At 35.4% G+C, this 22,983-nt stretch carries 26 protein-coding genes and 1 tRNA gene; 18 read left to right on the top strand and 9 right to left on the bottom strand.

The genetic code is table 11. The features are described 5' to 3' along the window. Positions 1-60: 60 nt before the first annotated feature. Complete coding sequence (locus tag ACTJIP_RS22090) at positions 61-249, bottom strand: hypothetical protein (protein ID WP_077413732.1); 189 nt, start codon at positions 247-249, stop codon at positions 61-63. A gap of 136 nt (positions 250-385) precedes the next feature. Between ACTJIP_RS22090 and ACTJIP_RS22085 the strand changes: the two genes are divergently transcribed. The 11 genes from ACTJIP_RS22085 (at position 386) to ACTJIP_RS22035 (ending at position 6,750) form a co-directional block, all read left to right on the top strand. Further along, positions 386-1,003: a hypothetical protein gene (locus tag ACTJIP_RS22085; RefSeq protein WP_440705104.1), complete on the top strand. Its 618-nt coding sequence runs from the start codon at positions 386-388 to the stop codon at positions 1,001-1,003. Positions 1,004-1,007: 4 nt separating this feature from the next. Further along, positions 1,008-1,616 carry a hypothetical protein gene (locus ACTJIP_RS22080; RefSeq protein WP_440705103.1) on the top strand — a complete coding sequence of 203 codons (609 nt, stop codon included), beginning with the start codon at positions 1,008-1,010 and terminating at the stop codon, positions 1,614-1,616. Between the two features lie 12 nt (positions 1,617-1,628). Further along, the gene (locus ACTJIP_RS22075) at positions 1,629-1,919 is read left to right on the top strand and encodes a winged helix-turn-helix domain-containing protein (protein WP_077413729.1); all 291 of its coding nucleotides are present in this window, start codon (positions 1,629-1,631) and stop codon (positions 1,917-1,919) included. Between the two features lie 65 nt (positions 1,920-1,984). Then, positions 1,985-2,275 (top strand): hypothetical protein, encoded by a 291-nt coding sequence (locus tag ACTJIP_RS22070; RefSeq protein ID WP_428168068.1) that lies wholly within the window; start codon positions 1,985-1,987, stop codon positions 2,273-2,275. 25 nt (positions 2,276-2,300) lie between these two features. Beyond that, the gene (locus tag ACTJIP_RS22065) at positions 2,301-2,633 is read left to right on the top strand and encodes a hypothetical protein (RefSeq protein ID WP_077413727.1); all 333 of its coding nucleotides are present in this window, start codon (positions 2,301-2,303) and stop codon (positions 2,631-2,633) included. A 12-nt stretch (positions 2,634-2,645) separates the two neighbouring features. Then, positions 2,646-3,131, top strand: coding sequence for a Coq4 family protein (locus tag ACTJIP_RS22060; protein ID WP_180565109.1), 486 nt, complete (start codon positions 2,646-2,648; stop codon positions 3,129-3,131). 11 nt (positions 3,132-3,142) lie between these two features. Next, on the top strand, positions 3,143-3,460 hold the full coding sequence (locus ACTJIP_RS22055; RefSeq protein WP_219072162.1) for a hypothetical protein: 318 nt from the start codon (positions 3,143-3,145) through the stop codon (positions 3,458-3,460). 37 nt (positions 3,461-3,497) lie between these two features. Beyond that, complete coding sequence (locus tag ACTJIP_RS22050) at positions 3,498-4,868, top strand: DUF4153 domain-containing protein (protein WP_440705102.1); 1,371 nt, start codon at positions 3,498-3,500, stop codon at positions 4,866-4,868. 6 nt (positions 4,869-4,874) lie between these two features. Next, positions 4,875-5,564 (top strand): DUF1361 domain-containing protein, encoded by a 690-nt coding sequence (locus ACTJIP_RS22045; protein ID WP_077413724.1) that lies wholly within the window; start codon positions 4,875-4,877, stop codon positions 5,562-5,564. 72 nt (positions 5,565-5,636) lie between these two features. Continuing rightward, positions 5,637-6,176, top strand: coding sequence for a hypothetical protein (locus ACTJIP_RS22040; protein ID WP_077413723.1), 540 nt, complete (start codon positions 5,637-5,639; stop codon positions 6,174-6,176). 61 nt (positions 6,177-6,237) lie between these two features. Next, positions 6,238-6,750 (top strand): hypothetical protein, encoded by a 513-nt coding sequence (locus ACTJIP_RS22035; RefSeq protein ID WP_077413722.1) that lies wholly within the window; start codon positions 6,238-6,240, stop codon positions 6,748-6,750. Between the two features lie 83 nt (positions 6,751-6,833). Here the strand turns inward: ACTJIP_RS22035 and ACTJIP_RS22030 are convergent, their stop codons facing one another. The 4 genes from ACTJIP_RS22030 to ACTJIP_RS22015 all read right to left on the bottom strand — a co-directional run bounded on the left by ACTJIP_RS22030 (position 6,834) and on the right by ACTJIP_RS22015 (position 10,264). Continuing rightward, positions 6,834-8,492, bottom strand: a complete 1,659-nt coding sequence (locus ACTJIP_RS22030) for a S8 family peptidase (protein WP_440705101.1) — start codon at positions 8,490-8,492, stop codon at positions 6,834-6,836. A gap of 252 nt (positions 8,493-8,744) precedes the next feature. Beyond that, positions 8,745-9,341, bottom strand: coding sequence for a hypothetical protein (locus tag ACTJIP_RS22025; protein WP_139348461.1), 597 nt, complete (start codon positions 9,339-9,341; stop codon positions 8,745-8,747). 9 nt (positions 9,342-9,350) lie between these two features. After that, the gene (gene dtd / locus ACTJIP_RS22020) at positions 9,351-9,800 is read right to left on the bottom strand and encodes a D-aminoacyl-tRNA deacylase (RefSeq protein ID WP_440705100.1); all 450 of its coding nucleotides are present in this window, start codon (positions 9,798-9,800) and stop codon (positions 9,351-9,353) included. Between the two features lie 8 nt (positions 9,801-9,808). Continuing rightward, positions 9,809-10,264: a hypothetical protein gene (locus tag ACTJIP_RS22015; RefSeq protein ID WP_077413718.1), complete on the bottom strand. Its 456-nt coding sequence runs from the start codon at positions 10,262-10,264 to the stop codon at positions 9,809-9,811. A 109-nt stretch (positions 10,265-10,373) separates the two neighbouring features. Here ACTJIP_RS22015 and greA point away from each other — a divergent pair, with 109 nt between their 5' ends. From greA to ACTJIP_RS21980, 7 genes are all read left to right on the top strand, one after another. Next, positions 10,374-10,844 (top strand): transcription elongation factor GreA, encoded by a 471-nt coding sequence (greA, locus tag ACTJIP_RS22010; protein WP_047420150.1) that lies wholly within the window; start codon positions 10,374-10,376, stop codon positions 10,842-10,844. Between the two features lie 55 nt (positions 10,845-10,899). Next, positions 10,900-11,289: an HIT family protein gene (locus ACTJIP_RS22005; protein ID WP_077413717.1), complete on the top strand. Its 390-nt coding sequence runs from the start codon at positions 10,900-10,902 to the stop codon at positions 11,287-11,289. A gap of 67 nt (positions 11,290-11,356) precedes the next feature. Next, positions 11,357-12,544, top strand: coding sequence for an ATP-dependent Clp protease ATP-binding subunit ClpX (clpX, locus tag ACTJIP_RS22000; RefSeq protein WP_077413716.1), 1,188 nt, complete (start codon positions 11,357-11,359; stop codon positions 12,542-12,544). Positions 12,545-12,618: 74 nt separating this feature from the next. Then, positions 12,619-14,601: a T9SS type A sorting domain-containing protein gene (locus ACTJIP_RS21995; protein WP_077413715.1), complete on the top strand. Its 1,983-nt coding sequence runs from the start codon at positions 12,619-12,621 to the stop codon at positions 14,599-14,601. A gap of 5 nt (positions 14,602-14,606) precedes the next feature. Beyond that, positions 14,607-14,828: a hypothetical protein gene (locus ACTJIP_RS21990; RefSeq protein ID WP_047383050.1), complete on the top strand. Its 222-nt coding sequence runs from the start codon at positions 14,607-14,609 to the stop codon at positions 14,826-14,828. Between the two features lie 61 nt (positions 14,829-14,889). Continuing rightward, complete coding sequence (locus ACTJIP_RS21985; RefSeq protein WP_077413713.1) at positions 14,890-16,182, top strand: TlpA family protein disulfide reductase; 1,293 nt, start codon at positions 14,890-14,892, stop codon at positions 16,180-16,182. Between the two features lie 44 nt (positions 16,183-16,226). Continuing rightward, positions 16,227-16,300: transfer RNA gene (locus ACTJIP_RS21980), tRNA-Met, on the top strand. Positions 16,301-16,707: 407 nt separating this feature from the next. On the opposite strand, the gene ACTJIP_RS21975 is transcribed toward ACTJIP_RS21980, so the two are convergent. The 4 genes from ACTJIP_RS21975 to ACTJIP_RS21960 all read right to left on the bottom strand — a co-directional run bounded on the left by ACTJIP_RS21975 (position 16,708) and on the right by ACTJIP_RS21960 (position 22,202). Next, complete coding sequence (locus tag ACTJIP_RS21975) at positions 16,708-18,006, bottom strand: HlyD family secretion protein (RefSeq protein WP_077413712.1); 1,299 nt, start codon at positions 18,004-18,006, stop codon at positions 16,708-16,710. A gap of 45 nt (positions 18,007-18,051) precedes the next feature. Continuing rightward, positions 18,052-18,246 (bottom strand): hypothetical protein, encoded by a 195-nt coding sequence (locus ACTJIP_RS21970; protein WP_180565115.1) that lies wholly within the window; start codon positions 18,244-18,246, stop codon positions 18,052-18,054. A 60-nt stretch (positions 18,247-18,306) separates the two neighbouring features. Beyond that, on the bottom strand, positions 18,307-20,502 hold the full coding sequence (locus ACTJIP_RS21965; protein ID WP_440705099.1) for a peptidase domain-containing ABC transporter: 2,196 nt from the start codon (positions 20,500-20,502) through the stop codon (positions 18,307-18,309). Positions 20,503-20,690: 188 nt separating this feature from the next. Then, complete coding sequence (locus ACTJIP_RS21960; protein WP_440705098.1) at positions 20,691-22,202, bottom strand: thioredoxin domain-containing protein; 1,512 nt, start codon at positions 22,200-22,202, stop codon at positions 20,691-20,693. Between the last annotated feature and the right edge of the window lie 781 nt (positions 22,203-22,983).

Raw genomic sequence — 22,983 nt, 5'->3', positions numbered from 1 at the left:
CAATTTCCTGATAGAAAGGGCTGTTTTGCTGTACTTTAAATAAATAACAACGGCTTTTGTTCAGGTCTTATATTGAGAATAATCTTCAGGGTTCACCAGGATTCCAAAAAGTGAACAGCCACCCTGGATGGCAGGCATTATGCGGGCTAGTTTTCTTTGCTCTTTTTCAATTTTTTTTACTTCCTCATCACTCAGAGGGATATTTTCCTCCAATTGTACCTGCGGACAGTCTATTGGTATTTCTGACATAGTAAGTCAATTAAATTATATTTTCTTAAAGTTAAGAATTGCCGAAATGGGATATGAAAAAAAGATTAATAAAATTTAAAATAATTAATTGGCAGATTCAAAATAAATTATAACTTTGTAATTCAAAGTTCTTTTTATGGAGGCAAAAAATTATCACGAAGACTTATCCCATATCCGTTCCATGATGGAGCGGTCTTCCAGATTCATTTCTTTAAGTGGGTTATCCGGAGTTGTTGCCGGATTAACGGCAATTATTGGGGCTATATATGTGTATTTTGTTTTTCAGAGGGAAGGAATCAGCTATTTTGATGGAGACAGAAATATTCTCGGTCCGGCTTTGGTGAAAGAGCTTGTGCTGATTGGCATCATAATTCTGATTGTTGCCATCCTCAGTGGTTATATTTTTACCGCCAATAAAAGCAAAAAGAAAGGCTTGAAGATCTGGGATGCTACTACAAAACGACTTTTGATTACCTTTGCAGTTCCCTTAGTGGCAGGAGGGATTTTTTGTCTGGCTCTTCTTTATCATCACCTTTTTGTTTTCATAGCTCCGGCTACTCTGATCTTTTATGGATTGGCTCTGGTGGCTGCAGAAAGATATACCTTAACGGATGTGAAATATCTGGGATATTTTGAGATTGTCTTAGGACTTATTTCTTTATTTATTTTAGGCTGGGGATTAGTATTCTGGGCAATTGGTTTTGGAGTTTTGCATATTGTGTATGGATTGATTATGCATAAGAAGTATAAATAATAAAGTGAATAGTTTTTTCAAATATCTACTGATAATTTTTTCTGTAATTGGAGGAGTATTTTTGATGGGTTCTATTGTAACGGTTTTAATGATTGGTTGTGCCTTTGGAAGTTTTGATAAAAGTTATTCGGTATCTGAATTAAAGGATGAATATTATTCAAAAGAAACTGAAATTAAAGATCTGATAAATTATTATAACAAAATCAAACCTAAAAATTATTCTGTAGATATAGAATTTAAAAATGATAAAATATTTGAAAGATTAAGGATAACATCTAAAGATTCGTCCAATGTGATTTATCAAGACTGGAATCTAAATTCTAATGTTTTATTTACAGAAAAGCTTAAAGGCTTAGTAGGATGGAACGAAAGCCAGGTTGCAGTATTGAAAAATAAATTAGATAAAGCAAACTGTATTTCTGTAGAAGATGGAGAACCTTTAAAAATAGGTTTTAAAAGAAGTGGCTTGGGAATGTTTTCTTTTAATATTTTTCAAAAAATAAAGACTGACCGAAGTAAATATAATGATGGTTGTGAATATGTATTGGTAAACAGAAATTTAGCTTTTCAATACGGAGGAGGAGCGATCGGAAATCAATGCTTTCCCCAATAAAAATTAAAAATTATGATCAAAATAAATCAACTCAATAAAGAATTCGAAAGCCGTGTAAGACTGGGCATCATGTCCGTTCTTATGGTCAACGACTGGGTTGATTTTTCAGAAATGAAGGCTTTATTGGAAATTACAGATGGAAATCTTGCCAGTCACAGCAATGCGTTGGAGAAAGCAGGCTATATTGAAGTGAAAAAAGAATTTGTCGGGAAGAAGCCCAAAACATCTTATCGTGTTACACAGAGTGGAAGACAGGCATTTACCGAACATTTGGATGCTCTTGAAAAACTATTGGGACGCTAGTCCTATATTTTTTTGAAAATTAACTTTGAATTACAAAGTACTTTATAATTTAAATTTTAAATAAAATGATAACACAAAAACAAAAAACAGTCACAATTTATGCCTTACCATTGGTTTTACTGTGTATTCCGTTGCTGGGGAATCTATTTTCTAAAGAAGTACACTGGTCAGCTTCAGATTTTCTGATAGCAGGAGCGTTACTCTTTACAACAGCTTTTTTAATCAACATGGTTAGAAGCAAAATTAAAAAACAAAGTCAGAGAATTCTGATCTGCATTTTCATTCTGCTGGCTCTTGCGTTGATCTGGGTGGAGCTTGCTGTAGGCATTTTTGGAAGTCCGTTTGCCGGAAATTAATTGGTTGGATTACTTATTAAAAAAAATGATGAAAGATTCAGAAATAATAAATCAAAAAATGGTAAAAGGCCAGGAAATTCTATACCTCGGGAAGTCTCTGTTTGCAGTGTTTGTGGTGTTGGGGAGCATGTGTCTTATTGGATACCTGACAACAAAGATGGAAGAATTTGCAATAGGAGGATATATGCTGCTAATTTTTGGAACATATTTGAACTTACTGGCAATACTAGGTCTGTTGATCTATGGCTTAGTATACAGATCAAGATTGAATGAATGTCTGAAAGCTATTGGAATTCTTTTGATCAATATACCCATTGCAATTCTTTATACAGCCATAGGGCTTAATAGTCTGCATTAAAATAAATACACTATGAAAAAAATACGCATTCAGTTTTTGCTTTTTGTGTACGACAAAACTCAAAAATTATACAGAAAATACTTTAAAAAGAAAAAAAGACAATGGCAGTTCAATGAAAAACAGCTGTTGGAATTTCAGGAAGATTCCCTGGGAAGAAAACTTGGTGAATTTTACAGAAAACACGGCTTTTCAATGATCCCCAAAATGGAAAACCATGATGTACACCACCTGATCACCGGTTGTGGGACCAACTTTGAAGATGAAATAGCCATGCAGTACCTGTTGTTAGGAAATGGTAAGCTCAATGCACATCTTTTGGCCGCAATCGTATTAGGAACAATTATTCTGCCTGAATATGTGAAAATTTATATCAGGGCCTATAGAAAGGGACAGAATATGCGCGCCTTTTATCACTGGGATTTTGAAGGATTGTTGAACCAGAAGTATGAACACGTAATGGATTTTATTCAACAGAAAGAAACTGTTGTTCTTCATTAAAACGAATTACCATGAAGAAAATAAAATTCAGCCCGCTTGGGAAAAGATCATTCATCATTTCTTTTCTGTTGGGAACGCTTCTACTGGCTGCATTTTGGTTGCTAAGAGCAGAATTTTTTATTGAGCTTGGCTTTTATTATGTACTGGTAACCGCTGTGATTAATATGTTTATTCTTCTGCATGAGCTTATTATCTATCTTACTGATGTTTCAGATCAGAAAGCATCCGGCAATTCAGTTTTACTTTTACTTGTCAATATTCCGATAACAGTCTTGTATCTCTATATATTGACGCAGTTTAGCTGGCTCGATGAGGTTCTCAAAATCTAACTCTTTTAATCTTTTAATTTTTCAATCTTTAAATATCATGAAAACACATCACTATATATTTCTTACCGCCATCCTTTTTGTCATTGTCTTCTACGATCAGGATATGGGACTGAACCTTGGAATTCTGGGAATCATTTATGCCGTATTAACCCTGTTTAAGACTCCGGAGAAAAATAAAACAAGAACCCTGTATATTCTTTTTGCAACAAGCATTTTATCCAGTATTGCATTTGCGTGGTATGGAGATTTCCCTTCCTTTATTGCGGTGGTCAGTTCGCTGCTTTTGCTGGGATATAAATCAAAGAACAGAAGGCTGAAAATTCTCTTTTTGATTCCGGTTTTTATTGTGAATTGCTGCACTTCATTCTACCTTTTTTTCAGTTTTGATGAATGGCTTCCCAAAAAGAATGTTCCCGGATTGTGGCAAAAGACATTCGCTTTCATTGTCATTCCGCTGGTGCTGGTTTCCGTTTTCTTTGGAATTTATTCCGCTGGAAGTGATCATTTTGCTGCCCTTTTCACAGATTATGAACTGGATATTAATCTGTGGCAGGTATTCTGTCTCTTTGTATTGGGTTTTTTTATTGCCTTCAATTACTGGAACTACGCTGTGGAAAAACTCATCTACAAAAACAACCACTTTTTGGATAATGAGTTTCAAAAAGATTCCCGGATACCGAAGGCTACCTATTCTTTTCTTGATCTCAGTGCCGAAAGAATGAGCGGAGTTATCTCTTTTGTTATGCTGAATATTTTACTGGTCTTTTTTATTATTACTTACAATTATGAACAGTTTTATGAAGCCGTAAAAACACCCGTTCAGCTTTCAGAAGAAACCCATGAAAGAGTGAATGCGGTAATTATGTCTATCATAATGGCTATTCTGGTTATCATGTTTTATTTTAAATCAGGATTTAATTTTGATCCGAAAGCAGGATTATTAAAAATCTTAGCCAAAATCTGGATTTTCCTCAATGTTATCCTTGTCGTGTCAGCCGCTGTTAAAAATTATGAGTACATCGTGAATTATGCATTCACTTATAAAAGACTGGGCGTTTTTGCTTTCCTGCTTTTATCAATAGTGGGTCTTGCTTTGACCTTTATTAAAATTCAAAAGAAGAAAAGAAACATATTCCTTGTCAATACAATGGTTTGGTATTTCTATGGAACCATTTTAGTATGCAGTTACTTCAATTGGGGAGGCTTCATTACTTCACAGAATATGAAAAGAAAAGATTTTGCAGTCAACTACCATTTAACTTCTATCAATTTCAGCGAAAAAGCCCTGTTGAGGTATGCAGAAGAAAAAAATGATCAGAAACTTAAAAAGACCTTGCAGGCGAAAGTGAAAAAAGAAACCTCCAAAACATTCCTTTCAAAGATTATTTACTATCAAACCATTCAATAGCCGATCATGAAAAAGCTCGTTGCCTCTTCAAGGTTTAAAATCAATATGCTGCTGATATTGATGACTGTATTCTGTTTCAGTCTCTCTGCCTTCAGATATTATATAAGTGATACAAAGGTGTTTTTGTTTCTCAACTGGAATCTTTTTCTGGCATGGATTCCTTTATTACTAAGCTCTTTTATCCTTGCTTTTAATATCAAAAGTAAAATATCACTGATCTTTATTATTGTCGTCTGGATTTTGTTCTTCCCCAATTCACCCTATATTCTCACAGACCTCTTTCATCTGAGGGCGAGAAATTCAATACCGATATGGTATGATCTGATTGTCATTCTTTCCTATGCGTGGACGGGTCTGATCTGTGGTTTTATAAGTCTTAATGATATTGAAAAAAGCCTTTCTGCTTATGGTAAGAGAAGCAGTATCAATGGGGTGATTATATTCTTTCTTTTCATGAGCAGTTTTGGAGTTTATTTGGGAAGATTTCTGAGATGGAACAGCTGGGATGTGCTCAATAATCCTTTTGGTCTGTTCTCTGATATTATAGTACGGTTTATTTATCCGCTGGAATATACCAAGACATGGGGTGTTACTGTTTTGATGGGAATTATGCTCAATTTTATGTATTTTACATTTAAATGGGTTGAAACAAATAACGAAAGAGAATTGAAGCCAGAAAATAATTTAGTAGAGTAGGATTGGAACAGTTTTAGCATTTAATAGAGCTCACCAGAATGATATGTTGGTACATTCTTAAACTTAATTATTATGAAAAAAAGCTTATTGTTGATTCCATTGATTATTATTTCATGTAAAAAAGAACCTGCCGTGACAGCAGTTAAGGACAAGGATTCTACAATTGTAACAGAAATGCCGGATTCCGTTGTAAAAGCAGATTCTGCAGCATTGAGAAAAAGAGATTCAATTATTAACAATGCTCCCGCTACCAAAGAAGTTTTGCGTAAAGGCGTAATGAGAACTGAAAAAGAAGGGCAGATCATAAGAACTGCGGATGCTACCCAGCTTCCTTTTACATTGGGAGAAGAATTTAAAAAAGATGATCAGGAATTGGTTTTAAAACTGACCCATTACGACCGCCCGAATATCAAAGCAAAAATTTCAACGAAAGAGAAAGATTTCAATATCCGTTTCAATCAGATCAAACTTCCTAATGGAGACTACGATGGACCTTTCGGAAGAGAAATCACTTATGATACTCCGGGAAAAGGCGAAGTATGGCTGATTATCGGGAAAAGTAATATGGCTTCCGGAAATACCAAGGGAAGTTTTACCATAAGTGTGGAGTAAGACCAAATCAATTTGGTACAATTTCTGCAAACTAAACTATGAAGTTTAAAAATTTAAAATTATGAAAAATATAGTTCTAACAGCAATGGCCGCTTCAGCTGTACTCGTAAGTTGCGGAACCGTACAGTCGCTGGTTCAGAATACATTTCCCTACACAACGAATGTTTTAATTTCTACAGGTGTTCCTGCAGATAAAGAAGTTTCTTCCACTGCAACAGCTACCAATGTACAGACATGGTTTGGAGGAAATAACAATGCAAAGATTAAAGACGTAAGAATTTCAGACGCCAAAATTTCTGTGGCTTCCCCTTCAGGAGGAAATCTGAGTGCATTCAAAACGGTTAAAATATATGTTTCATCCAACGGAACAGGAGAAAGATTGATTGCTTCACGTTCCAATATATCGACCAACTCTTCCAGCTTAAATTTGGATCTGAATGATACAGGATTTCTGGATGAAATTGTAAAAAGCTCAGGATTGACAGTAAGAACAGTCTATGAACTGAAGAATCAAACCTCTTCAGACATGAACATTAAAGTAGCCCTGAATTTCAGCAGCGTTCCTGCGAAATAACCGGATAAAAATTGATAATAAAAACCCTCTTTCAGTATTCTGAAAGAGGGTTTAATGTGAAGTAAAATGTATAAAAAATCTTATTATAGTTTTGTGAATTTCTCAACAACCCTTCTTTGGCCTTCATTAATATTGATGATATATTGACCCATTGGCAGTTGTGAAATATCAATTTTTTCATTAGGCAAAACAGCACTTTTGATCACTGTACGCCCCTGAAGATTGATGATTTCAAAATCCAGCTTTTTGTTTTCTGTACTTTGAATAGCAAGAGTACTGCTGGATGGATTAGGGTAGATTTTAACCTCCAGCGGAGACAATGTTTTTACAGGGGTAGCAAATTTACTTTCCAATTGCAGTATCGCATTTTTTACATTAGGAAGAGGTCCGATTTTCTGACCGGTTACAGTTCCTCCCTGAGGAATTCCTGTAGAAATCAAGAGGTTTTTCATCGCAGAGGGTGTCAGGTTCTGACCTGTAGTCTGACGATAGAAAGACTGAATTAAAATAGCTGCAGAAGATACTACAGGTGTTGCAGAACTTGTCCCGCTAAAATAATTATAAGTCCTGTTGTTATCATTATCATATTTGGCATAAGAACCATAGCCTGCAGCAAGAACACTGCTTCCCCAGCCCTGAACATCCACTCTGTTTCCATAAGTACTGAAGCTTAATTTTGAATGGGTGGTATTGGGAGACCCTGCTCCTACAATGATAGCACCGCTATTTCCTCTGGCAAGATAAGTTGAATAAAACGGATCATCCAGATTCTGATTTCCGTTACCTGCAGCGGCAATGATAATAATTCCTGAATCGGTAGCTGCTTTCGTAAGATCCCAGATTACTTTATCATACTCTGCAGGACAATACTGGCCGTCTTTTCCTCCTGTCTGCATTTCATATAAAATAATGTCGCCTGACTGGGAAGCATTAATAGATCTGCTTACGGCAGATGCTCTGTTGTATCCCACAGTGGTCCATTCCATATATCCTTTTATTTCAGAAGTACTGTAGGCAGCACCCGTAAGCCCGATGTTATCTTTTATTGAACCTAAAATACTCACCACTGCAGTTCCGTGGTCACGGTAGTTATTATTAGCTAATCCTGCATTCGGAGAATATCCCGGTTCAAGCTGTATAGAATTTTGGTTGGTAAGCATCTCATGAGTTTTGTAAAAACCATATTCAACATCCCTTACACGAATATTCTGTCCGGTGATTCCTCTTGACCAAGCATATTTTGCATTGATTCCCGGATTGTCATTCAGATAAGTCTGAATACTTTCCAGATCAGGTGTGGCTACAAAAGCATTTACCAAAGGAGGTTCAATAGGAGCCGCACTCATCACAGATACATATTCTATTTCAGGGAATCTTTCAAGACTGTGAATGATTTTTTGAGTAGTTTCTTCGTTTTGAAGAGGCAGATCAGCCTTATAAATTCTTTTCAGCTTTTCTACAGATTCTGAGGAGTTTCCAATTGCTTTGCTGCTTCTGGCCATTTCATCAAGTTTGCGGTCTGTAAAATCCAGATCGTACTTAAATGAAATGTTATTTTCTCTTGAAAATCTCTCCAGATCAGCATTTCTGCTGAATGCAGTTTTTTCTGAATTGATGCCTTTTGAAAAGCATACATAGATGATTGAATTTTGATCCTGATTAAGTTTGGGCTGGCTTTCCTGACCAAAAGACAGGGAAGAGCAGAACGCAAACAATGCGAAAAGGTTGATTTTTGTTTTCATACGATTTTGTTAAATGGTTGTAAATCAGTTTTGATTTATCCCAAAAATAATAATAAAATAAAAACAAATCACATTTTTGTGAATTTATTTTTTGTTTTTTTATTTCTCCTTTGTATAAAGACTCTTATCAATTTTTTATGATAAACTTCACCGCTTTTGAAACCTGTGGGGTTGGGAAAATAGACCTTCTATGATTACAAAAAACCATCCAGGATCACTGAATGGTTGTGTTGAGGTATGTAGGTTTAATTTTTAAAAATCATCAAACCAGTTTAATGTGTTCTTATGGTAAATTACTTTCTGCTTATTCATGATCCGGTACTGAATACCCATACTGTCCTGATTGACATTGATGAGTTTTGCTTTCTGGATCGGCAGGCTTTTATCATCTAAATAAGTCTCATTAGAAGACCATACTATTTTTTCTATAATGCTTGAATAAGGAATTCTTGAGATTTGTTTTTCAAAGATTCCTTCTTTCTTGTAAATCGTAATAAGCGGTTTGTAAAGTGCTCCCGGACGTCCTCTTTCCATTCTGTAAGTATCATTCAGGTGAATTCGCTGGTCACAGCCTATAGTTGAAAAATAATGGAGGATGCCAAAAAAGGGAATCATCATAGGTAAAATGCTGAGAACGATTCCTGAGATTAAAAGACCAAAATATACTTTAATCACTTTTTTATTCCAAAACCTGATAATGATAAAAATGGTCATCAACAGCCAGAGCCAGTTAATGATTTTATCAACGTAATATCCGGCGAAGCTATAGTTGTTCAGGCTTAATACTATTCCAAACAGGAAAATTAAAGTCACTGCAAGATAAGCAATGACTATATTTTTGTTACTCATTTCTGTCATTTAGCCTTTGGTAACCGAATCCATTACGATCGTGACAGGTCCATCGTTGACCAGAGAAACCTTCATGTCCGCTCCGAAGATTCCACTTTCCATCTTTAATCCGGATTGCGCTATTTCTTCTTTAAAATAATCAAAAAGAGGTATAGCTTTATCAGGTTTTGCTGCTTTTATGAAAGACGGGCGATTGCCTTTTTTGTAATCTGCAATCAATGTAAATTGGCTGATGCAAAGGATTTCTCCTGAAATATCTTTGACAGAAAGATTAAGTTTACCCTCTTCATCTCCAAAGATTCTTAGGTTTAAAACCTTCTGTACAAGCCAGTCTGCATCTATTTTTTCATCATTTTCATCCACACCTACCAGCAGCATTAATCCTTTTCCGATTTCACCAACAATTTTTCCGTCTACTTTTACACTGGCTTCAGAGACTCTCTGTATAACGATCTTCATTTTGTATTCTAATAATAAACATTTAAAGTTTTGCTTGGAGCATCATAGTTGGAAGGGTAGGTTTTAGGCGGCAGAGATGTTTTAGCTCCAGCTTCTGGCTGCCCCGTACTTAAGATCCATCTTGTGTTGTCCTGCGGGCAGATAATAGCGATATTATCCTTTACCTCAAGGGTTGTATTATTATCAGGACATATGTGAGGAGCATTTCTGTCGTATACCTTAAATCCATTTGCAGTTCGGACAATAATCAGTCCTCTTGTTCCGGACTGCTGTTCATTCACATAAATCCAGCCGTTAATATTGTTCAAAGCATAGTAGGCAGGCAGGTTTAGATTAAGGGATACATTAATGGGAGTATTGGGGAAACAGTTCACAGTATCTTCTCTGCTTCCACAAGAGATTATAGTTAAGTTACTGAAAATCAATATACTGAAAATGGATAAGATTGAAAAAGTTTTTTTCATTTCAATTTAAATTTTTATATATTTGTAAAAATAAAACGATTACAACACGAAAACATTGTCCGGCAAATGTCGGATTATTTTTTTATACTAAAACTAAATTTTGAAAATTATGGCAAGCTATGTAACTAAGGAGGGCCTAGAGAAAATGAAAGCTGAGCTGGAACAGTTGGAAACTGTAGAGAGACCAAAAATCACTCAGCAGATCGCGGAAGCAAGGGACAAAGGTGATTTGTCAGAAAATGCAGAGTACGATGCAGCTAAAGAGGCTCAGGGGATGCTTGAAATGAGAATTTCTAAGCTGAAAGACGTTATCTCTACTTCTAAAATTATAGACGAAAGCCAATTAGATACTTCAAAAGTTTCCATCTTAACAACAGTGAAACTTAAAAATAATGCTACCAAGCAAGAGCAGGTATTTACATTGGTACCGGATAACGAAAGTGACCTGAAGACAGGAAGAATTTCTGTAAACACTCCTATTGCAAAAGGTCTGTTGGGAAAAGCTGTGGGCGAAACTGCCGAAATTACTTTACCAAACGGAAACAAACTGTCTTTTGAAGTATTAGACATTTCTTTATAGTCTGATACAGTTTCTATTTCTAAACTTCTAATATCTACCCCTAACTTCTGATAAAATGAGCACTATATTCACAAAGATCATCAATGGCGAGATTCCCTCCTATAAGATTGCAGAAAATGAAAACTTTATTGCGTTCTTAGATGCAATGCCTTTGGTGAAAGGACATACTTTAGTAGTTCCGAAAAAAGAAGTGGATTTGATTTTTGATCTTGAAAGTGAAGAATACAAAAACCTTTGGGGATTTGCTCAAGAGGTAGCCAAGAAGATCAAAACTGCAATTCCATGTGTAAGAGTAGGAGTAGCGGTGGTAGGACTTGAAGTTCCTCATGCACACATCCATCTGATTCCTTTAAACAAGGTGGAAGACATGAATTTTAGAAATGAAAGATTAAAATTAACGAACGAAGAATATACAGAGATTCAACACTCAATTATTAATTCTTAACAATCAGAAAATCGTAAAAAAGTAATTTTTTACGATTTTCTTTAACATATACATATTATTATATCATATGAACTCAAACCAATGTTCTTTCTGTGGCAGAAAAAGAAATGAAGTACAGATGCTGATTTCTGGCCAGAATGGTTTTATTTGTGAAAATTGTATAGAGCAGGCGCACGCTATTGTAAAAGATGGTGCATCCAAAACAGGATATTCACCTGCCGACAGTATGGCTGAACTTAAAAAGCCAAAAGAGATCAAAGAATTTCTTGATCAGTATGTGATCGGGCAGGATCAGGCAAAAAAACAGCTTTCTATTGCTGTATATAATCATTATAAGAGATTACTCCACGCTCAGGACGAAAACAGAGAAGTGGAACTTGAAAAGTCAAATATCATCATGATAGGTGAAACGGGAACAGGTAAAACTCTTTTGGCAAAAACTATCGCCAGAGAACTGAATGTTCCTTTCTGTATTGTAGATGCCACTATTTTAACGGAAGCAGGATATGTAGGAGAGGATGTTGAAAGTATTCTGTCCAGACTTCTGATGGTCGCAGATTATGATGTGGAAAAAGCAGAAAAAGGAATTGTCTTTATCGATGAGATTGATAAGATCGCAAGAAAATCAGACAACCCGAGTATTACAAGAGACGTTTCCGGAGAAGGAGTACAGCAGGGATTATTGAAACTGCTGGAAGGAAGTATCGTCAATGTTCCGCCGCAGGGAGGTAGAAAACATCCAGATCAGAAATATATCCAGGTCAATACTCAGAATATCCTGTTTATTGCCGGTGGTGCTTTTGACGGAATTAAAGAGATTATTGAAAGAAGAATGAACAAGCAGGCAATAGGGTTCAGTTCTGAGAAAATCAATAAAACCGGTGAAGACGAATATATATTAACAAATATTAATGCAATTGATCTTCGTACTTTCGGATTAATTCCGGAACTTTTAGGAAGATTTCCAATCATCACTTACCTCGATAAACTCACGAAAGAGACCTTGGTAAGAATTATGAAAGAGCCAAAAAATTCAATTGTGAATCAATTTGTGGAACTTTTTAAGATGGATGGTACAGATTTGGTAATAACAGATGGTGCAATTGAAAGAATCGTAGAGGAAACTATTGAAAAAGGATTAGGCGCAAGAGGGTTGAGAGGTACTACCGAAAAAGTTCTAGAAGACTATATGTTTTCAATAGGAGAGGACAAAGAGATCACCTTGACGGAAGATAATGTTTTGATTAATAGATAAAATATTTTTTTTTTAAGAAAAATAATAATACCTTTGCGGGTGAAGATTGTATTAACACACAAATAATTTATACAATGAGAAAAAGTTTATTTGCTATAGGTCTTTTAGCAATTAGTTACTCTGTTCAGGCGCAGATACTATGTCATGTTGACACTAATGCTAATATGTATGTGAGCGAAGGCACCCTAGTTTATAGCGGTGGAGGTGTACAGACAAAAGGTAATGGTCTTTTGGACGTACATGGAAATATCATGGTTGTAGGATCTGCTACGGATAGTTTTAAGACAATTGATGCTGGCGGTGCTGATAAGACTGACGGTGGAAATATCATCTTAAGACTTAATACTCCTGCTTCTTTTGCTACTTCCACGTATGGTCAGCTGTACATTGACGGATTATCCCAATCCAACATTTCAGGTATTGTTACCAAAGAATACAGAACTACAAGTAACGGTACAGGTAATTATTTCCAGCAAGTTGCTTTGCCTTTCTCTGGTAAAGCTTACAATTCATTATCTACTGAAGTTGGTAAAACTTTCAATACCGGAAGATATGACAATCCAATTCTTAAGTGGGATAATGCGAATGCTGTTTCTATTACCACGTTGAATCTAGCTCCTACCTCAACTACTTGGGATGCTTCAGGTTATTATATGCTAAAGGTTAAAAATAATGACTGGAATCCAAGCGCTCCTGCATCAGGAACCGTATTCAATATTAACGGGAAACCATATGCGCCATATGCGGGTGCTGTAACATTACAGAACGCAGGGAAGTCTAATGTGGGAGCCTCTAATGTTGTGTTCGGAACTAACGGTAACGCTCTAAACCAATACAATGAGAAGTACAATACTTATCTTGATGATAGTTTTGAGTTTACTACGAATGCATGGTCTGGAACATTCGGCCAAAATTTTTACCAATTCGGAAACCCTTTCCTTACCAATTTAGATTTAGCTAACATTGGATATACTGAAAGTGTTACAGGATCTGATGGAAATGCTGTGAAAAATATCTGGGGTATTGAATATGACCCAGGTACAATTGTGACTCTTCCAAGTGGTTCTACTTATGCTACATCTGCTAAGGTAGTTACTTTCTTACCTACAGGTGACGGAGTAGCTCCAGCTATTGGTGACGTAGATTTACTTGTAATCAAACCTATGCAGTCATTTAAAATAAAGTTAAGAGACAATACGGCTCAGACTTTAAATTTTAATACACTGAGAAGATTCAAATCTACTGCAAGAACAGCAGGTATCAATTATGATGTAACAGCAGCTAGAATGGCTGGCACTGGCAAGAATATAACCAATACTGTAAAACAGCTTGGTGTAATCGGTCTTGATGCTAATGGAAAAGAACTTTCCAGAACATACTATGTTGTTTCTCCATCATTAACAACAGGGCACCAGATTTCTGCCGCAACTTCAGTTCAGTCTTCAGCGGGTAAAAATATCATCGGTACTTTTGAAGAATCATTGAATGGTGGGTATGATAATAATTATACTAACTATTGGTTATATATTAACGAAGCTAATGAGAGTAACTTCCAGGGGAAAAATGTTAAGTTAGTTAACTACTATCTGGATCAGGTGAAATCTTATAAATTCGAGATCAGAGAAAATGCAGTGCTAATCCCAGCTGGTGCACACCAGTTATCTTCAGGACTTGGGTTCTATTATAAAGCCGAAAACGGAAACTTAATAGAAGCTAAACAAGGAGATGTTATAGCGGTGACAAATGAAGAAGCTAATTTGTATTATGGAGAACCAAGTAATATTACTTTAGCAGTAGATAAAAACAATACTACTGCATCAAGAACACTTGTAGTGTATGATCCATCTATTACAAATTACATTGTAAGATTTGATCCAAAATGGAAAAAAGCAGATATTCAAGTTTATGATATGAGCGGTAAACTAGTAATCTCTAAAAAAGCGGTTGATGCATCCAGAGATTTTGTAATCGAGCTTGATGGCTCAGTTAAAAATTCATATGTTGTAAAAATCGTTTCTGATAAGGGAGAAACTGTTAACACTAAAATCTTAAAATAAACCACATGAAAACTATTAATAAACTAGTATTAGCTCTTTTTCTTTTTGCTATAACTTTAGCAAATGCAGCCCCACCACAACCACAACCAGCTCCAACAGGAAGTGGAAATGGAGGAAATGGTACCGGAGCACCAGCGCCTATTGATATGTACGTATATATACTTGGTATTGTAGCAATTGTATTTATTGTTTACTTTACAAAAAAGTACAAAAGCGTAAAAGCATAAAATTTTATTAAAATAATATTAAACTCTCTGATTAATCAGAGAGTTTTTTTATTTTTACTCTATGAAAAAGATTTATACGCTATCTGCGGTTTTGGCTGCATTTGCTCTGCAGGCTCAATTTACAGTTACCATTCAGACTCCGGCAGACTTTAAAGATCAGGACGCTATTCTATATACATTAAACGGTTCGAAAGATATTATTGTTACCAAAGAACAAAGTAAGAATAGTACATGGACTTTTAAATACCCAAGCAGTTATATGGGAATGATGAAAGTCTATTTCCCGGGCTCTAATAATACAGTAAGCTTTATTTCAGAAAATAAAAATGTCAATGTTAAACTGGATATCCAGAATAATAAAGTTAAAGATGTTACCTATCTAGATGAAGCGAACAACCTGATGAGTAAGCAGCAGGAAGGCTCACAAAAGAAAGAGCTTATTTTGCCGGCTTTAGCACAGATTAAAGAATATTATAAAGATAATACAGACTTTGGAAAAGCACTGAAAACAGAGATCGACAGACTTTCCGGTACTTCCAGCTCTATTGATGCCGCTCAACATCCATTTATTACCTATTATAACACGAATTACAGTAAATTTATTTCCCCTTCACAAGATGCCACCAAAAAAGTAGATCAGGAGGAAATAATCAACTTTCTGGACAAGTCAAATGATATGCTGGAGACTTCCTCATTACTAAGACCAGTGTTAGTATCTTATCTGAACTCCGGAGGAAATACCAATGTTGCTGCTTCTGTTGATAAACTCTTAGACCGATTAAAAGTGGAAACTCCAAGAGGGCAGACTGTTTTATCAGAACTGATCGATATTTTTGATGTGTATGAGATGGATGAGTACAAGAGCAAATATTTGTCACTTGCCAAAAATCTTAAGTGTACCATCACTGACAGACTTGCATCTACACTGAAATCGAATGCCAACATTGAAATGGGAGCTGCTTTCCCTAACTATAAGTTCCAGGCACCAGTAAATACTACTGCGAAGTCATTATATGATATAAAGGCTGATAAAAAGGTTATTGTGTTTTGGTCATCCACATGCTCACACTGCGAAAGTGAACTTCCGAAACTTCTGGAAAAATATAATGATCTGAAATCAAAAAATATTCAGGTTGTAGGGTTTTCTTTAGATGTTGACAAAAATTCTTATACTAAAAAGATTGCTGCATTTCCTTGGGTGAATGACTCCGAATTGAGAGGGTGGAACAGCAGTTACACGGATATGTACAATATTCATGCAACTCCGACGTATTTTATTTTAGATGCTAACAATAAGATTATCAACAAACCAGATCATGTTGGTGATGTTTTGGAATATTTTAAGTTAAAATAATTTTGGAGGTAAAGAAATATTTTCTATATTTGCACCACCAAAAAGGCGAGGTAGCTCAGTTGGTTAGAGCGCAGGATTCATAACCCTGAGGTCACGGGTTCAATTCCCGTCTTCGCTACAAAAAACCGCAATCATTAAATCAATGATTGCGGTTTTATTTTTTAGAATAACTGCAAATTTATCTTTTTATTTCTCCCCAATTTTTTCATTTTTTAAAATTATCGTCTTTCAATAGAAAATTAAGGGAACTATCCAGTTTTCGATCTTATCATATTCTTTTATTGGAATGTTTTAAAACAGGAGATCATTGTTTTCCCTGTATTCGCTTTCTTACCGGCTTTTTTTGATTGATCTATTGATGTACGATCGAAACCTCCCTTCGCAGAATAAAGCCCGTAATGAATGAACTATACTACTTTGGATTTTATGTACATTACTTTAAATGGAGCTAATCTGAAGTACCATAATAAAAAAAGCCGTTTTACAATCTGCAAAACGGCTTTTATTTTTTATCTAAGTTCTTTATCAGACCTGATATCCAAGCAGCTTTCTGATTTGATAGAAGAATCTTTCAATCAATCGAAGATCTTGTGTTACGATCTCTGCACTGCCCCTAAGTTCTTTATCGAATGTAAGCGTTTTGTTGTAACTTGTTTTTAATCCTTTTGGCAAAATAACATCTACATAATAATTTCCTTTATCATCAGGAATAAGAGAGATATTCTGTACTTTTCCTTCGATGATACCATATTCCTGGAATCGATAGTTATCTAGTTTAATCAATACTTTTTCGCCCGGAATGATCTTTCCTGAGTTTACGGTAGGAACAGACATTCTGCCTACCAACTGCTCTTTATTTTTAGGAAGAATAGAAAGAATAGGTTCACCCGATTTTACAAACTGATTTTCACCAAAAAACTGCTGGAAACTGGCAACACCATCTGTAGATGATATAACAAGATAATTCAGTTCCCATTGTTTCAATGATTTTCTCAGTTGCTCAAGAAGCTGTAAAGTTTGTGAAGAGTATGTAATTCTGTCTTTTTCTGTGTTAATGGCCGTTCCGCTTTTAGTTTTATTAAGATTGGAAACCCCTTCATCCATTTGTGATATGGAGATTTTAAGATTTTCAAGATTTTGCTGGGCCTGAAGATATTTGATCTTTTCATTTTCAAGTTCCATAGCAGAAATAACTCCTTGATTGAAAAGTTCCTGAGACCTGTTGAAGTTTTTCTTAGTCAGATCATATTTTATTGATTCCAGGTTTTTCTGTTGTTTTAAGGTAGCAATTCGTATGCGGTATTCAGAAATACTCTGATTGGCTGCCAGGTTTTCCGGAGCATAAGGCTGTAATCTTGTAAAAAGGGCTTCATCCTGAAATGCTTTTGCAAAACTATTGTATTCACCCTGTAATTCTCCCAACTTGAACCTTGAAGCCTGAGCAAGAGGGAAGCTATATAAATTATCAGGAGTAATGGAATCTACCAATTTTTTCAACTCTAAAATATCCTTATAGTTGGCTGCTGACTGCATTACCATCAGAACATCATTCTTTTTAACTTGCTGATGGTCTTTTATGAATATTTTTTCAATTTTGGAACTTGTCCTTGCTTCAATCTTCTCTGGAGGATTCTGCGAAGTTACAATAATAGGAGCCGGTACAAATTCCGGATATTTTATGATGTAACTCATCAAGAGAATCAGCAGGAGAATAATAAATATAACAGTATTTCCCCAGCGTATCATCCAATGCGGGGGCTGGGTAAGAATATCCTGTACGCTTTCTGAGCGGAGTTCAATATTGTCTAAAACGTCTTCTTTCATTTTTCTAAGATAAAATTTCCCCCAATATTTCAGGGGGAATATAATTTAACCAAATGGGCAATTCCCGTCATACCACGATGGTGGTGAAGTATCAGCATCCGGTGGACATGCAATGTGATGGAGATGGCATGGCATCCAGCTGCCAAGACACCAGGAACCACAGCAATTGTTGTCCGGAATAACTACACCTCCGCTGACAAATGTCAGTTCTTTTCTCGAAAGTTTTTTTAGATTTTTCATGATTAAAATTAGTTTTTGTTTTTCCTACTCTATAAGCTTTTCGGTTCCGCTATATTTTGGCTAGCTTCCTAATTCAAGCTGATTTCTTACAAGTCTGTAATATTCTCCCCTCAAATCTACAAGATCTGCATGGCTGCCTTCTTCTACAACTTTCCCCTGATCCAGTACAATGATTTTATCCGCATGTCTTACCGTGGAAAGTCTGTGGGCAATAACCACTGCTGTTTTCCCTTTGAAAAACTGCTCAAGGTTTTCCATAATTACTTTCTCATTATTGGCATCCAATGCTGATGTTGCTTCATCAAACAAGATATATTCAGGAGATTTGTAAACAGCTCTTGCAATGAAGAGTCTCTGTTTCTGACCGCCGCTGACCCCAACACCTTCATTTCCTATTTTCGTATTATAACTTAACGGAAGGCTTTCAATAAATTCCTTGATATTGGCTATTTCTACAGCACGTCTCAGTTTTTGTTTGTCAATATGATCTTCACCTACAGCAATGTTATTGGCAATAGTATCGTTGAATACATAGCCTTCCTGCATTACCACTCCGCAATGATCTCTCCAGTATCTTGGGGAGATATTCTTCATATTGGTGTTTCCGATTCTGATTTCACCCTGGTCAGGATCATAAAACTTCATTAACAGCTTCAACAGGGTTGTTTTTCCACTTCCACTGGCTCCCACAATAGCTGTAGTCTGCTGATAAGGGATCGTAAGACTTAAATTTTCAAAAACCGGAACATCAGAACCAATATAACGGAATGACATATCTTTGATCTCGATGTCTTTCTTTGGAACATCTGTAACATACTGCTCATTTTTATCCTCCTCATCGTCTTTATCATGAATTTCCCCTAATCTTTCAAGGGAAATCTTAGCATCCTGAGTCTGCTTGATAAAGTCGATAAGCTGAAGAAGAGGGCTGTTCAACTGTCCGATAATATATTGTACAGAAAGCATCATCCCTAAAGTAAGATTTCCGCTCAAAACCAGCTTTGCAGAAAGGAAACTTACCAGTATATCTTTCATCTGGTTGATAAAATTTCCTCCAACAGACTGCCATTGTTCTAATGAAAGTGATTTTATTCTGATTTTAAACAGTTTTACCTGAAGAAATTCCCAGTCCCATCGTTTCTGTTTTTCTGCATTATGCATTTTAATCTCCTGCATACCGTTGATAAGCTCAATCACTTTACTTTGTTCCTGAGAGACCTGAGAGAACCTTTTGTAATCAAGTTCCTTTCTCTTTTTCAGGAAGAAACTGATCCAGCCAATATACAATATCGCTCCAACAAGGTAAACAATGAATAATCTGTAATCATAAAACAGTAAAACAATACTGAAGATGATAAGGTTTACCAGTGAGAAGAGGGTGTTTAACGATGAACTTGTAAGCAGCTGCTCGATTCTGTGGTGGTCATTTATTCTCTGCATGATATCTCCGGTCATTCTCGTATCAAAGAAACTTATCGGAAGTCTCATAAGCTTGATAAAGAAATCGGAGATGATGGAAATATTAATTCTCGCCGAAAGATGGAGAAGAATCCAGCTTCGTATGGTTTCAATTCCCATTCTTCCAAGAAATAGCATAATCTGTGCAAGTAAAACGACATAGATAAAATTAATATCCTGGTTCTGGATTCCAACGTCTACAATACTTTGGGTAAGAAACGGGAATATCAGGGATAATAAACTTCCTCCCAGAAGCCCTATGGCCAGCTGGATTACAAGTCTTTTATATTTAAGGAGATACTTGGAAAGAAACGTAAAGCTGGCTTTACTTTCTTCAGCATCAAATTCTGTCTGAAAAAATGCTGGTGTTGTTTCAAGAATCAGAACAATTCCTTCTTCTGTATTTTCGTTTGCATTTTCTCCGATCCAGGATTTGATAAACTCTTCTCTTGTATACGTAATAAGTCCATAACTGGGATCTGAAATATATACTTTATTATTTTTGTCAATCTTGTATACAACCACAAAATGGTTTTTATTCCAGTGTGCTATACAAGGAAAAGAAACCTCTTCTGTAAGGGTATTGAAATCTATCTGGACTCCCATAGACCGGAATCCGAGGTTTTCTGCCGCATCGCTTAGCCCAAGAAGGCTGCTTCCTTCACGTGTTGTTTCGGAAAGGCTGCGAATCTGCTGCAGAGATATACTTTTACCATAATACTTACTTACGATCCTGAGACATGTAGGACCGCAGTCTTTGGTATCTGGTTGCTTATAAAAAGGAAACTTTTTTTTCAAAACTACTACTCATTATAAAATGCCGTCAGCGGGTGACGACATTTACTTTAATTCAATTATAATTCAATGAAATGGTAAACCGGAAATAGTCCCATTTGTCACTGTTTTTCTGCTCTTTTACATCTTATCAGATGTTATTTTTGTTTTTCCTAAGATAGTGAAATTTTCAGATGAATGATATTTATTTACTAAATCTCATCATCTTCTATTAATTCATCAATAAAGAATAAAATATCTTCACGATCATACTTGTCAGGGAATTGATATCCGTTGATGATAAAAATCGGGGTGAAGTTTAATCCTGCGTTACTGTTTTCGGTAGACATCTCTACTAGTGGATTCAGGTTTTCCGATGTTACATTTCCTCCGGAAAGAGCATTGATTTTACTTTCGTCCTTAGTTTCAAACCATTCTTCTACAGCATGTAGGAACTCTTTTTCAGGCTTGTTATGGTAGATATGAGTTAAGTCTGAAATAAGCTGTGTGTATTTTTCAGGAGCTCTTTCGGGACTGTAATTGAATCTCATCTGTAAAGAGATCGTATCAGGGTATTTTTCCAAAAGGCCTTCTGCCAGTTTATGAGCATCCTTACAGAAACCGCAATATGGATTGGATACGATAGAAATACGAAGTTTCGCATCTCTTTTTCCGACAGCAAAAGTTTCGGTATTCTGGAATTCGATTTTTGGATTCTGCTCCATTTGGTTTTTGAACAGCTCATAATTTCTTTTGAATCTAAGGTTTTTCGCATTAGATTTTTGTAGCGCTTCTTTTTGTTCAAGAAGAGTATTGAAATAAATAATGGCAGAGAATACCAGAGCCCATAAAATGACTGTCAATAAAAGTGTTCCCACACTGAAAGACATATTCTCGAAAAATAAACTGCTTACTACTATTTGTGCTGCAAGTATTGAAATAATCAAAAGACATACTCTACAAAACGTTTTTTCTACAAAAGCCTGAATGTATAGAGAATACCCTATTGCAAGGATAGAAACAAAGGTGAATCCTTTTACAATATAAGCTGTAGCCGGTAAAAATAATCCCAGCACGGTAAGTCCTGCAAAATAGATCAGGGAAAAGTCTGCAAATTTTAACCCTAAAATACTGGTCTTATCCTGCTTAATAATTTTATCACATGAGTTGACTGTCTGGCTGGCAGCAGCACCTCCACCACATATACTTCCGATTACGGTAGATGTATTCCCGAATTTCTGATTGAAGATTTCAAGTGAAATATATACTCCAGCCAGAGAGAGAAGATTGAATAAGGCTTCATAAATGGTTTGGCTTATAAATGAATAAGCGAGAACAGCTGCAAAAATTAAATAAAGTACCGGCTTGAAATTGAAGGCCAGTTTATTTTCTGCATTTTCGGTCTTTTCAAATAACAGTACAAAATCAGTTGATTTGGTATAAAGTTCTTCTTTACCGAAGGTTTTTGCTTTTTCTGAGTATACTGAATAATTGCTTCCTGACTTTTTTACAAGAGAAAATGAATTTTCAACAATAGCAATAAATTCTTCCGGAAGTTCGTCCCAATATTCTTTGTCTAGTTCATAAGCATCATTTTTCACCCCCATAAAGTTAAGCGTGTCACTGAAAGCCAATGCAGATGGATAATTGGGATGTGAATTGAACTGGAAAATGAATTCCTGTTTATCGAGTTTTAGGTGGTTAATTAGTTTGTCAAAAATCATGTTAATATTTTTATCTAAAATACACAGATGTTTTAAATATACAAAAATTTTTTTCTTTTATTAGTGAGATATAAACGGCTATTGGTAGATTAGATTTGACTTTCAATATTTTATTTCACAAAATATGGGTTCCAAATTTAGGATATTCTAATAAAATTATATGATTTTATTGCTGCTTAGTGTAGAATTTATTCATAGTATTATTAGATAAAGCAGGAGTTTTGGCTTAGAATACGAAATTTTTCAAATGAATTGGTTTTAAGACGTAAGATGCGGTTTCGCAGGCGGTTGTTTAAAAGTTTTCAGGGTTATAGTTTACATTCAATTTCATGCGGAAAGCAATGGAATAAATTGGAATAATAAAGGCTATTATTTTTGATCAAAATCTTGACATTTTTACGATATAAATAGTAGAAATATATATAAAATACGGTGGATAACTCCTTTTTTTAAAATGACGAAAACAGGGTAAAAACCGAATGTTTTTTATTTAAACAAATGTTTGATTCTATGGTAATTTAATAGGCTGTACGGGTTTAAACGATGTTTTTCATATCGAATACTGGTGTTGATTGCGATTTGTCAGAATGTGGTGTAAACTCAAAAAAACTTAAAAAATCATAAAGTTTTCATAAAGTTTTAAAAAAGGATGTAAATGTTTTTGTATTTATAAAATATGTCGTACTTTTACATCGCCTTGAATGAGGGAACAAGTCAAGGTAATAAATTTTTTTTCATCATTTGTGTTTTTAGAATCGTATCGCCTGATACGATTCTTTTT

The organism is Chryseobacterium sp. 22543, from assembly GCF_052044565.1.
Lineage (GTDB): Bacteria > Bacteroidota > Bacteroidia > Flavobacteriales > Weeksellaceae > Chryseobacterium.
Note: the sequence above shows the minus strand (reverse complement) of the source record. Positions and strands in the feature narration are given on the sequence as shown.